The organism is Propionivibrio sp., assembly GCF_041441355.1.
Taxonomy (GTDB): Bacteria; Pseudomonadota; Gammaproteobacteria; order Burkholderiales; family Rhodocyclaceae; genus Propionivibrio.
On the sequence record NZ_JASDTF010000038.1, the window covers coordinates 39,390 to 51,416 of the forward strand.

A 12,027-nucleotide genomic window follows, 5' to 3' on the forward strand; every position below is an offset into this window, starting at 1 on the left:
AGCGATATGCTAGAAATCGAAATCGACGGCAAGCTTGCCAAAGTTCCCGAGGGCAGTTCCATCATCGATGCCGCCGAGCTGGTTGGCGCCTACGTTCCTCATTTCTGCTATCACAAAAAGCTCTCGATCGCCGCCAGTTGCCGCATGTGCCTAGTGCAGGTCGAGAAGGCACCAAAACCCGTGCCCGCCTGCTCGACGCCGGTGACCAACGGCATGAAGGTGTTCACGCATTCGGACATGGCGGTCAAGGCACAGAAGGGGGTGATGGAGTTCTTACTCATCAACCACCCGTTGGACTGCCCGATCTGCGACCAGGGTGGTGAATGTCAGTTGCAGGATCTGGCGGTCGGTTACGGCGCTGCGGCCTCGCGTTACGACGAACCAAAGCGTGTCTTCTTCCACAAGGATGTGGGCTCGCTCATCTCGATGCAGGAAATGTCGCGCTGCATTCATTGCACGCGCTGCGTCCGCTTTGGGGTCGAGATTGCTGGTGTCAAAGAACTCGGCATGGCCAGTCGTAACATGCATTCCGAGATCATGACTTTTGTTGGCCGTTCGGTGGATTCAGAACTGTCGGGCAACATGATTGACCTTTGCCCGGTCGGAGCCCTGACCTCCAAGCCTTTCCGTTATCAGGCGCGCAACTGGGAACTGTCACGTCGTCGTTCGGTGAGCCCGCATGACAGCATCGGCGCCAATTTGACGGTGCAGGTGAAGGGCAATCGCGTCTTGCGCGTTTTGCCGCGCGAAAACGAGGCGGTCAACGAATGTTGGCTTTCCGACAAGGACCGTTTTTCGTACGAAGCGCTGTGCAGCGCTGAGCGCCTGCAGAAGCCGATGATTCGGGTTGATGGCAGCCTACGTGAAGTCGAGTGGCCAGTCGCTCTGGACTACGTGGCGCACGCATTGAAGGATATCGTGGCCCGTCACGGCGCCGAACAGGTGGCGACGCTCGCTTCGCCGCATGCCACGCTTGAAGAGCTTTATCTGGCTCAGAAACTCACTCGCGGCCTGGGCTCGGGCAACATCGATTTTCGTCCGCGTCGGCGCGATTTCTCCGCCGACGGACAGCGTGCTGGTACGCCCTGGCTGGGGTTACGCCTCTCGGACATTGAGGAGCTTGATTCCGCCTTGGTCATTGGCGGTTTCCTGCGCAAGGATCACCCGCTCTTCGCCCAGCGTCTGCGTCAGTTGGCCAAGAAGTACGGTGGCGAGGTGAGCCTGATCGCCGTGACCGACGACGATCCGCTGATCAAGCTGCATGAGCGGATGACCGCGTCTCCCGAAAACTTGCCGCATGCCATGGCGGCGGTACTCAAGGCCGCAGCCGAACTGAAAAAAGTCGCACTCCCGTCCGGTCTGGACGGCGTGACGACGTGTGCGCGAAGCCGTGCCATTGCCGAGAGTCTGCTGGCCGGCAACAAGCGGGCGATATTCCTCGGGAACATCGCCGAGCAAAGTCCGCATGCCGGCACGATTCACCGTCTGGCGCTGGAGTTGGGAAAACTTACCGGCGCCAAGGTTGGCTTCGTGGGCGAGGCCGCAAATTCGGTCGGCGGTTATGTGGCCAAGGCCGTACCAAACGGTTTGAATGCCTACGAGATGTTCGCGCAGCCGCGCCAGGCCTACCTGCTGCACGGAATCGAACCCGAACTCGATTGCCATAATCCGCAAGGGGCGCTTGCCGCGCTCAAGCAGGCCGCTTTGGTCGTAATGCTGACGCCATTCAAGCATCCGGCGGCTCTCGAGTACGCCGACGTGCTGTTGCCGTGCGCTCCCTTCGCGGAAACTTCGGGAACCTTCGTCAATTGTGAAGGGCGGGTGCAGAGTTTCAACGGAGTGGTCCCGCCGCAGGGGGAAACCCGGCCGGCGTGGAAGGTGCTGCGTGTCCTCGGAAACCTGCTCGGGCTCGAAGGCTTCGCCTACGAAACCAGCGAGCAAGTTCGTGCTGAGGTTGTGGGTACGGAGGAATTCGCAAGTGGTCTCGACAATGCGTTGAGTGCTGAGCCTCTGTCGCTGCCCGCCGTGACGACGGGACTGCAGCGCATCAGCGATGTTCCGATCTACTTCGCTGATCCGCTGGTCCGGCGTGCTGAAGCCCTGCAGAGGACGCAGGATGCGACGGCACCGACGGCGCGCATGAATGCGGCGACCCTGGCGACTCTCGGACTGAAGGATGGCGATGCAGTGCGTGTCTGTCAGGGCGAAGGTGTGGCGGCCCTCAAGGCACAACAGGATGAACGTGTTCCGGCCAACTGCGTGCGGGTCGCGGCGGCCCATGCTGCGACGGCCATGCTCGGCGACATGTTCGCAACGATTAATGTGGAGCGTGCATGATGGCCGAGGCGTTGCAACAAATGCTTCCTTCCTTCCTGGTCCCGTACTTCGCGAGTTTCATGCAGTTCGGGCAGTCGGTGTTCGGAGCCTGGTGGGACGGAATTGTCCTGACGGTCTGGACGGTGATCAAAATCATGTTGATCATCATGCCCTTGCTGATGGCTGTCGCATATACGACCTTCTGGGAGCGCAAGGTCATCGGCTGGATGCAGGTGCGCATCGGTCCGAACCGAGTGGGACCGTGGGGGCTGATCCAGCCGATTGCGGACGGTCTCAAGTTGCTGCTCAAGGAAGTGGTCATCCCGTCGGGGGCCGACAAAGCGGTGTTCCTGCTTGCACCGATCTTTGCCTTTGCCCCGGCGCTGGCGGCTTGGGCTGTGATTCCGTTCAACGACTACATGGTGCTGGCGAACGTCAATGCCGGTCTGCTGTACATCATGGCGGTCACCTCGATCGGGGTCTACGGGATCATCCTTGCCGGTTGGGCCTCGAACTCCAAGTATGCTTTCCTGGGCAGCATGCGCTCAGCCGCTCAGCTCATCTCGTACGAAATTTCGATGGGCTTGTCTATCGTCGTGGTCCTGATGATCTCGAACAGCCTCAACCTCGGCGATATCGTGCGTGGACAGGCTGAGGGGCGTTTCGCCGACATGGGCTTGAACTTCCTGTCTTGGAACTGGTTGCCGCTGTTGCCGATGTTCGTGATCTATCTGGTCTCGATCGTCGCTGAAACCAACCGGGCGCCGTTTGACCTCGCAGAGGGCGAGTCCGAGATCGTCGGCTTCCACGTTGAATATTCTGGGATGGCGTTCGCGGTGTTCTTCCTTGCCGAATACACCGCGATGATCCTCTGTTCGGCGATGGTGTCGATTCTGTTCCTCGGTGGCTGGCTGTCGCCGGTCGGCTTCCTGCCGGACAGCATATTCTGGCTGTTCGGCAAAATCTGCGCGATTCTGTTCTTCTACTTTTGGATCCGCTCGACTTTCCCGCGTTACCGTTATGACCAGGTCATGCGTCTTGGATGGAAGGTGTTCATCCCGGTCTGCCTTGTTTGGATGCTGGTGGTCGGGTGCTGGATGATGTCGCCGTGGAACATCTGGAAGTGAGAGGCTAGGCATGGGTTCGATGAAAGAAATTTTCAGCAGTTTCTTCCTTAAGGAACTGCTCAAGGGATTGTCGGTGACCGGGCGCCACATGTTCTCGCGCAAGATCACCGTTCAATACCCGGAGGAAAAAACGCCACAAAGTTTCCGCTTCCGCGGGCTGCATGCCCTGCGGCGCTACCCGAACGGGGAGGAGCGCTGCATTGCATGCAAACTCTGCGAGGCCGTCTGTCCGGCGATGGCGATCGTGATTGAATCGGATCAACGCGATGACGGTTCGCGTCGCACCACCCGATACGACATCGACCTCAATAAGTGCATTTTCTGCGGCTTTTGCGAGGAGGCCTGTCCGGTCGACGCGGTTGTCGAAACGCGGGTCTTCGAATACCACGGCGAGAGCCGTGGCGAGCTGTACTACACGAAGCCGATGTTGCTGGCCAACGGTGACCGCTACGAGGCGGAAATCGCCGCGGACCGGGAACTCGACTCGAAATACCGCTAACGGGTGTTGCGCGATGGATTTTAAAACCTTCGTTTTCTATTTCTTCTCCGTCATCCTGGTGTACGCCAGCTTGCGCGTGGTGACCTTGCGTAACCCGGTGCACGCTGCGTTGCATCTGATCCTCGCTTTTTTCAGTGCAAGCGGGATCTGGGTGCTGCTGCAGGCCGAATTTCTGGCGATTGCCTTGGTTCTCGTCTATGTCGGCGCGGTGATGGTGCTCTTCCTCTTCGTTGTGATGCTGCTTGACATCAACCTCGATCGGCTACGGGAAGGATTTTGGAGCTATCTGCCCATGGGCGGTATCGTTGCCTTGCTGATGGTTGCGGAGATGAGCCTGATCCTCGGCGGCAGCTACTACGGCGTTTTCGAAAGTGATGTGCCGCAGACCGATGCCAAGCACAGCAATGTCCAGGCGGTTGCGCGTCTCCTGTTTACTGAATACGCCTATCCTTTCGAACTGGCTTCCGTCGTCCTTTTGGTCGGCATCGTGGCTGCGGTTGCGCTGACAATGCGCGGCAAACGCAAGAGTAAGGCGATCAGTCCGTCGGAACAGGTCTTCGTGAAAGCCAAGGATCGTGTCCGCGTGCTCAAAATGCCCGCGGAGCAGGGCGAGCAGGCTATAAAAGACGAGAAAGTCGAAAGCTGATTGCAGCGTTTGATTGCGGATCATTTGAGAATTAGGCATGACGGCGTAGCCGTCAGTGAAGGAACCAGGGAGGCACCTTGCTTACACTGTCCCATTTTTTGATACTCGGTGCGATTTTGTTTGCCATCAGCATCGTCGGTATTTTCCTTAACCGGAAAAATTTGATCGTCATCCTGATGTCGATCGAATTGATGCTGCTCGCGGTGAACATGAACTTCATCGCGTTCTCGCATTTCCTTCAGGATTTGGCGGGGCAAGTCTTCGTCTTCTTCGTGCTGACCGTGGCGGCCGCCGAATCGGCGATCGGTCTGGCCATTCTCGTCGTGCTGTTCCGTAATCTGAAGACCATCCACGTGGATGATCTGGACAGCCTGAAGGGTTGATCATGGAAATGCAAAAACTCTATCTGCTGGTTCCGCTCGCACCATTGATCGGGGCTGCCATTGCCGGCCTGTTCTGTCGTGTCATCCCGCGTTGGGTTGCGCACACGGCGACCATTTCCGGTGTCGCCATCGCCTTTATTGCATCGCTGTTCATTTTTCAGGATGTGCAGGCCGGGAACACCTTCAATGGTCCGGTCTACCAGTGGCTGTCTACGGGTGACTACACCTTCGAGGTCGGCTTCTTGATCGACCCGCTGACCGTGACCATGATGTTGGTCGTGACCTTCGTCTCCTTGATGGTGCATATCTACACCATCGGCTACATGCAGGACGACCCAGGCTACAACCGCTTTTTCAGCTACATCGCCTTGTTCACCTTCTCGATGTTGATGCTCGTGATGAGCAACAACTTCATGCAACTGTTCTTCGGCTGGGAGGCGGTCGGCCTGGTGTCCTACCTGCTGATCGGTTTCTGGTTCAAGCGTCCGACGGCGATCTTCGCCAACATGAAGGCCTTCCTGGTTAACCGCGTCGGCGACTTCGGCTTCATTCTCGGTATCGGCTTGGTCCTCGCTCACTTCGGCTCGCTCGACTACAAGACCGTTTTCGAAGCTGCGCCGCAGTTGGCGGATAAGACGATCAACCTCTGGGGCGCGGCCGAATGGTCCTTGATGAGCGTCACCTGCATCCTGCTGTTCATCGGTGCAATGGGCAAGTCGGCCCAGGTGCCTTTGCATGTGTGGCTGCCGGATTCGATGGAAGGTCCGACCCCGATCTCGGCGCTGATTCATGCCGCAACCATGGTCACGGCCGGCATCTTCATGGTTGCGCGCATGTCGCCGCTCTTTGAATTGTCGAGCACGGCGCTTTCCTTCGTGCTCGTGATCGGTGCCATCACCGCCCTTTTCATGGGCTTCCTCGGCATCATCCAGAACGACATCAAGCGTGTCGTCGCTTACTCGACGCTGTCCCAACTCGGCTACATGACGGTCGCGCTCGGCGCCTCGGCGTATTCGGTGGCAATCTTCCACTTGATGACGCACGCTTTCTTCAAGGCGCTGCTGTTCCTGGCCGCAGGTTCGGTGATCATCGGCATGCACCATGATCAGGACATCCGCAATATGGGCGGTCTGCGCAAATACATGCCGATCACCTGGCTGACTTCCTTGATCGGCTCGCTTGCCTTGATCGGAACGCCGCTTTTTGCCGGGTTCTATTCCAAGGACATGATTATCGAGGCAGTCAAGTTGTCCACGATCCCAGGGGCTGGTTTCGCCTATTTCGCCGTGATGGCCGGCGTGTTCGTTACCGCCTTCTACTCGTTCCGCATGTATTTCCTCGTCTTCCACGGCGAGGAGCGCTTTGGCAAAGCCCATGATGTCGCGCATGATCATGCAGCACATGCCGCCCAAGACGATGCGCATCACGCCGATGATGAGCATGAGGAAGAACACCACGGCCTTGCACCTGGTCAGAAGCCTCACGAAACGCCTTGGGTGGTCTGGCTTCCGCTCGTGCTGTTGGCGATCCCCTCGGTGGTGATCGGCTATATGGCGATCGAGCCGATGCTCTTCGGGACGTTCTTCCGTGATGCGATCTTCATCGATCATCAAGCACATCCGGCCATGACTGAGTTGAAGTCGCATTTCCATGGTGCGATGGCCATGGCTGCCCATGCTTTTGTCACGCCCGTTTTCTGGCTCGCCTTGGCCGGAGTCGTTTCGTCGTGGTTCCTCTACCTGAAGCGCCCCGACATTCCTGCGGCGATCAAGCAGGCCGCTGGGCCCCTCTATACCCTGCTCGAGAATAAATACTACTTTGATCGGATCAACGAGACGGTCTTTGCTGGCGGCGCCCGCTTGCTTGGCCGCGGTTTGTGGAAGGGCGGCGATGCCGGCCTGATCGATGGCTTGATTGTCGGCGGCAGTGTGCGGGTCGTGAATGTGCTTGCAGCACTGGTGCGCTACTTCCAGTCCGGCCACATCTACCACTACGCCTTCACGATGATCTTTGGGGTTTGCGCATTGCTCTCCTTCTGGCTGCTGCGCGCCTGAACTGAATAGAAAAGACTGGGAACGATATGTCAGAAATGCCGCTACTGTCATTCGCCATCTGGGTGCCGATCTTTGCCGGCCTCGTTGTCCTCCTCACGGGATCGGACAGGAATGCACCCCTGGCGCGAGGACTTGCCCTGCTCGGCGCGATTGCCGGCCTCGTGGTGACGTTGCCGCTCTACACTGGGTTCGACGTGACGACTCCGGCGATGCAGTTCGTCGAGATGGCGCCTTGGATTCCGCGTTTCAACATCAATTACCACCTCGGCGTCGACGGGATTTCGGTGCTGTTCGTTATCCTCAACAGCTTCATCACCCTGATCGTCGTCCTCGCCGGGTGGGAAGTGATCAAGCAGAAGGTTGCACAATACAACGCCGCGTTCCTGATCATGTCGGGTTTGCTCAACGGCATCTTCGCCTCGCTCGACGGGCTTCTCTTCTACATCTTCTTTGAAGCGTCGCTGATTCCGCTCTACCTCATCATCGGGGTCTGGGGCGGGCCGCGCCGGGTCTATGCAGCGTTTAAGTTTTTCCTGTTTACGCTGCTGGGCTCTTTGCTCTTCCTGGTGTCCTTGATCTACCTGTTCGTAAACTCGGGAGGGAGCTTCTCGATCCTCGATTGGCATCAATTGCCGATCCCGATGCCGCATCAGAGCTGGATATTCCTGGCTTTCCTGGTGGCCTTTGCGGTCAAGGTGCCCATGTGGCCGGTCCATACGTGGCTTCCCGATGCCCACGTCGAGGCGCCGACCGGCGGCTCGATCGTCCTGGCGGCCATTGCCCTGAAGCTCGGTGCATACGGTTTCCTCCGCTTTTCCCTTCCGATCGCTCCAGATGCATCGCATGAATATTCCGGACTGATCATCGCCCTGTCGCTGATCGCCGTGGTGTATATCGGTTTCGTGGCGCTCGTTCAGGAGGACATGAAAAAGCTGGTGGCCTACTCGTCGATCGCTCACATGGGCTTTGTGACTCTGGGATTCTTCATGCTGACGCCGTTGGCCGTCGAAGGCGCCATCGTGCAGATGATTTCGCACGGTTTTGTTGCCGGGGCCATGTTCTTCTGCATCGGCGTGATGTATGACCGCGTGCATTCCCGCATGATTGCCGATTACGGCGGCGTCGTGAACAAGATGCCAAAGTTCGCGGCCTTCTTCATGCTCTTTGCCATGGCCAATGCCGGTTTGCCCGCAACCTCGGGATTTGTCGGCGAATTCATGGTCATCCTGGCGGCAGTGAAGTACAACTTCTGGGTGGCCGTCGCCGCGGCGACGACGATGATCCTCGGAGCGGCTTATACGCTCTGGATGTACAAACGCGTCGTCTTTGGTGCCGTAGCCAACCATCACGTGGCCGAATTGAGCGACATCAGCGGACGCGAATTCCTGATTCTGGCGATGCTGGCGCTCGGGGCGCTTGGCATGGGGATTTATCCGTATCCCTTTACCGAGGTCATGCACAGTTCGGTCAATGAACTGTTGCGTCACGTCGCTGTAAGCAAGATTCTTTGATTGGTGTCCGATATGACGCTTGCCGAAATGAACTTCCTCCCGCCTGACCTCAAGCTGGCCAGCGCGGAGCTCTTTATCCTGGCGATGGCCTGCGTGACCTTGATCAGCGATCTGTTTGTCAAAGATCGCAAGCGTACGCCGACCTTCGTGCTGACCGTGCTTGCGTTGCTTGGCGCTGCGTTGCTGACCGTCGCCAACAGCACTGGAAACATCGCCTATACCTTCAGCAACATGTACGTCGCCGACTTGATGGGCGACTTACTCAAGGTCTTGCTGTATTTGACGGTGTTCGTGGTGCTGTTCTACTCGCGTCCCTATTTACTTGATCGGGCGCAGATGTGTCGGGGTGAGTACTACAGCCTGACCCTCTTCGCGACCTTGGGCATGATGGTCATGATCTCGGCGAATCACTTGGCCGCCGTCTATATCGGGATCGAGCTTCTTTCGCTGTCGGTCTATGCCATGGTCGCGCTCAACCGCGATTCAGTGAAGGCGACCGAAGCCGCCATGAAATATTTTGTACTCGGTGCCTTGGCGTCCGGTCTCTTGCTCTACGGCATGTCCATGGTGTATGGGGCGACGGGGAGTCTCGAAATTACGTCCATTGCCGAGCAGTTGATCGTCGGTCAGGCGAACCGGACGATCTTGTCGTTTGGCGTCGTCTTCATCGTCGCAGGCCTCGCGTTCAAGCTTGGTGTCGTTCCTTTCCACATGTGGATTCCCGACGTCTATCACGGGGCGCCCACCTCGGTGGCCTTGTTTATCGCCAGTGCCCCCAAGCTGGCCGCGTTTGCCATCGTGATTCGCGTCCTGGTCAATGGTTTGTTTGTGGCCGCTCAGGATTGGCAGGCAATGCTACTCATCCTGTCGGTGCTGTCGATGGCGGTCGGCAATTTCGCTGCAATCGCTCAGACCAACATCAAGCGCATGCTCGCGTATTCGGCGATTTCACACATGGGTTTCATGCTTTTGGGGCTGGTTACCGGCATCGTGGGCGGGGATCCGGGTAACGCGCTCAATGCCTACAGTTCGTCGATGTTCTACATCATCACCTACGTTCTGACCACGGCGGGCACTTTCGGCGTGATCCTTTTGCTCTCCCGTGCGGGCTTTGAGTCAGAGGAAATCAGCGACTTCGCTGGGCTCAACAAGCGCAGTCCATGGTTCGCTGCGGTCATGATGATGATGATGTTCTCAATGGCCGGGATTCCTTTCTTCGTCGGCTTCTTCGCCAAATTCTCCGTCCTGCAATCCGTCATTGCGGTTGATTATCTGTGGTTGGCGATCGCCGCAGTGTTCTTCTCGCTGGTTGGTGCGTACTATTACCTGCGCATCGTCAAGGTAATGTATTTCGATTCGCCTCAGCATTCTGCAGCGATTGCAGCGCCAGTGAACGTCAAGATACTGCTTTCAGCCAACGGACTTGCCGTTGCGCTGCTCGGCATCTTCCCTCAGCATTTGATGTCGCTCTGTGCCTTCTCGTTGCTGAGGTCTCTTTGAGCCGAGTCTTTTAAACCTATATGAACGCCCCGAGTTCCGGGGCGTTTTTGTTGAAAGCGCGCGTCATGCACACCTTGAGCAGCTTGCCCGTGGAAGTCGGGCACCTTGAAGAACACCAGCTTGAATCGCAACAGGTCTTTTCCGGGCATTTGCTTGATGTGCGACGGGACTTGGTTCGTACGCCGGATGGCCATGAGGCGACCCGAGAATATGTGCGTCACCAAGGAGCTTCCGTTGTCATTCCTTGGTTGGAAGGCGGGCATTTGCTGATGGAGCGACAATTTCGCTACCCGTTACGACGCGCCTTTATCGAATTTCCTGCCGGCAAGATCGATCGCGGCGAAGATCCGCTCCAGACGGCCCAACGAGAGTTGTTGGAGGAGACTGGATATAGCGCTCGTGTCTGGCGGCATCTCGGAACTACACATCCGTGTATTGGGTACTCTGACGAGAGGATTGAAATTTTCGAGGCGCGAGAACTTTGCGCGGGAATGCGCTGCTTGGATCACGGAGAGCATCTAGAGTTGCTTGCGCTTAGCTTGGAGGAGGCGCTTGACGCCGTGCGGCGTGGTGAAATTACCGACGGGAAAACTATTTCAGGTTTGCTCTGGGCTGAGCGGATTGCCCACGCTGATTGGTAAGCATCCTCAAGCCGCGATTTTGTGGCGGCGGCAACGCATTCTACGAGAGGGGATGTCATCGCGAAACGATGGTTTCGCGGCAGAAACAAAAAAGCCAACCTTTCGGTTGGCTTGATTGTTTGTTGAATTGGCGCGCCCGGAGCGATTCGAACGCCCGACCCCTTGGTTCGTAGCCAAGTACTCTATCCAACTGAGCTACGGGCGCGCTGCAACAACGAAGACAAAACTATACACGAGCCTCTGCGGGTGTGCAACTGTTTTTCGCCAGTTCGCTGTTGCAATTGTTTCGAGTGTTGGATTCTAAGTGATGAGTGTGTCGGTGTGTGCGCGGTAACCAAGCTGGCGTGAGAGTGATGCCGCGTTCACTTTGATCTGCTGCGCAAGAGGAGCGTCCCAGGCAACATCGAAGTGGCCGATTGTTCCGAGCGCAGTTATCGCAGCGGTCATTCGGCCCGTATGATCGAATACTGGAGCGCTGAAACCATTGATGCCCGGCGTTAAACTTCCACTTGCCCGAGCAATGCCGTGTCCGCGAATTTCGTTAAGTCGGTTTTCGAAAGCTTGTTTTGTATCCACTAGGCTCAGGCTTGTTTGTTCTGCCTGGTAAGTGAGTTCGCGTTCGAGTTGCTGCTTCATATAGGTTGAGCGTGAGAAAGCGGCAAAGGCCAGTCCAGTGGCGGATGTGGTCAGGGGGAGTACAGCCCCTGTGCGCAAGCCAATGGTTACGGGCCCTCCGGTGTCCACCCAGCGTACACATGTGGCTCCGTGGCTTCCCCAGATGGCGAGGGCAACGGTTTCACCGATATGTTCGCAAAGTTCATCAAGAATCGGGTCGGCCAGCCTGATGACGTCGATGCGGCTTAGGCGAGCGAGACCGAGTTCCAGTGCAAACTCGCCAAGATCGTAGCAGGCAGATTTCGCGTCTTGAGTGACGAGCCCCATGCGCATGTAGCTGACAAGGTAACGGTGTGCTTTAGCCGCAGGCATTTCAGCAGCACCTGCAAGGTCACGTAGCATCATCGGTTTCGGGCTTTCGGCCAGAACATGGAGGAGGCGGGTGCCGACTTCGATCGATTGGATGCCTTGCTGCTTTCGTTGTGTCTGCTTCATATCTGTATGCTCAACTGTGTAGTGGCATCGATTCTACAATGTGGCGCAGAAGTGTTGACGGTAGTTTCCGGTCTTGCTATAGTTCGAATCTCTGCGGCGCACGACGCGTTGCTAATTCGAAAGCGAGTTGGCAAATAAGTGTTGACGCAGTGATAAAGAAGTGATTATAATTCTTCTTCTTTGTTGGCGCGGGGTGGAGCAGTCTGGCAGCTCGTCGGGCTCATAACCCGAAGGTCACAG

Annotated in this window: 10 protein-coding genes and 1 tRNA gene; 9 read left to right on the forward strand and 2 right to left on the reverse strand. The window is 57.2% G+C overall.

Annotated features, from left to right (window positions below; translation table 11 throughout):
- Positions 1–6 precede the first annotated feature (6 nt).
- From nuoG to QMB55_RS13280, 9 genes are all read left to right on the forward strand, one after another.
- Entirely contained in the window at positions 7–2,337 is a 2,331-nt protein-coding gene (gene nuoG / locus QMB55_RS13240; RefSeq protein WP_497589190.1) for an NADH-quinone oxidoreductase subunit NuoG, read from the forward strand.
- Between the two features lie 59 nt (positions 2,338–2,396).
- Positions 2,397–3,443: an NADH-quinone oxidoreductase subunit NuoH gene (gene nuoH, locus QMB55_RS13245; protein ID WP_497589199.1), complete on the forward strand. Its 1,047-nt coding sequence runs from the start codon at positions 2,397–2,399 to the stop codon at positions 3,441–3,443.
- A 10-nt stretch (positions 3,444–3,453) separates the two neighbouring features.
- Positions 3,454–3,942: an NADH-quinone oxidoreductase subunit NuoI gene (nuoI, locus tag QMB55_RS13250; RefSeq protein ID WP_497589191.1), complete on the forward strand. Its 489-nt coding sequence runs from the start codon at positions 3,454–3,456 to the stop codon at positions 3,940–3,942.
- A gap of 13 nt (positions 3,943–3,955) precedes the next feature.
- Positions 3,956–4,588 carry an NADH-quinone oxidoreductase subunit J gene (locus QMB55_RS13255; RefSeq protein ID WP_497589192.1) on the forward strand — a complete coding sequence of 211 codons (633 nt, stop codon included), beginning with the start codon at positions 3,956–3,958 and terminating at the stop codon, positions 4,586–4,588.
- Positions 4,589–4,665: 77 nt separating this feature from the next.
- Positions 4,666–4,971: an NADH-quinone oxidoreductase subunit NuoK gene (gene nuoK, locus QMB55_RS13260; protein ID WP_497589193.1), complete on the forward strand. Its 306-nt coding sequence runs from the start codon at positions 4,666–4,668 to the stop codon at positions 4,969–4,971.
- 2 nt (positions 4,972–4,973) lie between these two features.
- Positions 4,974–7,025: an NADH-quinone oxidoreductase subunit L gene (nuoL, locus tag QMB55_RS13265; RefSeq protein WP_497589200.1), complete on the forward strand. Its 2,052-nt coding sequence runs from the start codon at positions 4,974–4,976 to the stop codon at positions 7,023–7,025.
- 26 nt (positions 7,026–7,051) lie between these two features.
- Positions 7,052–8,536 carry an NADH-quinone oxidoreductase subunit M gene (locus tag QMB55_RS13270; protein ID WP_497589194.1) on the forward strand — a complete coding sequence of 495 codons (1,485 nt, stop codon included), beginning with the start codon at positions 7,052–7,054 and terminating at the stop codon, positions 8,534–8,536.
- A gap of 27 nt (positions 8,537–8,563) precedes the next feature.
- The gene (nuoN, locus tag QMB55_RS13275) at positions 8,564–10,036 is read left to right on the forward strand and encodes an NADH-quinone oxidoreductase subunit NuoN (protein ID WP_497589201.1); all 1,473 of its coding nucleotides are present in this window, start codon (positions 8,564–8,566) and stop codon (positions 10,034–10,036) included.
- A gap of 65 nt (positions 10,037–10,101) precedes the next feature.
- Complete coding sequence (locus QMB55_RS13280) at positions 10,102–10,677, forward strand: NUDIX domain-containing protein (RefSeq protein ID WP_497589195.1); 576 nt, start codon at positions 10,102–10,104, stop codon at positions 10,675–10,677.
- 128 nt (positions 10,678–10,805) lie between these two features.
- On the opposite strand, the gene QMB55_RS13285 is transcribed toward QMB55_RS13280, so the two are convergent.
- Together QMB55_RS13285 and QMB55_RS13290 are read right to left on the reverse strand one after the other, a co-directional pair.
- A tRNA-Arg gene (locus QMB55_RS13285) sits at positions 10,806–10,882 on the reverse strand.
- Positions 10,883–10,977: 95 nt separating this feature from the next.
- Positions 10,978–11,787 carry an IclR family transcriptional regulator gene (locus QMB55_RS13290; RefSeq protein ID WP_497589196.1) on the reverse strand — a complete coding sequence of 270 codons (810 nt, stop codon included), beginning with the start codon at positions 11,785–11,787 and terminating at the stop codon, positions 10,978–10,980.
- Positions 11,788–12,027 lie beyond the last annotated feature (240 nt).

Coding starts and splice junctions, on each gene's coding strand:
- nuoG (WP_497589190.1), top strand. CDS start 7: ATGCTAGAAATCGAAATCGACGGCAAGCTTGCCAAAGTTCCCGAGGGC.
- nuoH (WP_497589199.1), top strand. CDS start 2,397: ATGCAGTTCGGGCAGTCGGTGTTCGGAGCCTGGTGGGACGGAATTGTC.
- nuoI (WP_497589191.1), top strand. CDS start 3,454: ATGGGTTCGATGAAAGAAATTTTCAGCAGTTTCTTCCTTAAGGAACTG.
- QMB55_RS13255 (WP_497589192.1), top strand. CDS start 3,956: ATGGATTTTAAAACCTTCGTTTTCTATTTCTTCTCCGTCATCCTGGTG.
- nuoL (WP_497589200.1), top strand. CDS start 4,974: ATGGAAATGCAAAAACTCTATCTGCTGGTTCCGCTCGCACCATTGATC.
- QMB55_RS13270 (WP_497589194.1), top strand. CDS start 7,052: ATGTCAGAAATGCCGCTACTGTCATTCGCCATCTGGGTGCCGATCTTT.
- nuoN (WP_497589201.1), top strand. CDS start 8,564: ATGAACTTCCTCCCGCCTGACCTCAAGCTGGCCAGCGCGGAGCTCTTT.
- QMB55_RS13280 (WP_497589195.1), top strand. CDS start 10,102: ATGCACACCTTGAGCAGCTTGCCCGTGGAAGTCGGGCACCTTGAAGAA.
- QMB55_RS13290 (WP_497589196.1), bottom strand. CDS start 11,787: ATGAAGCAGACACAACGAAAGCAGCAAGGCATCCAATCGATCGAAGTC.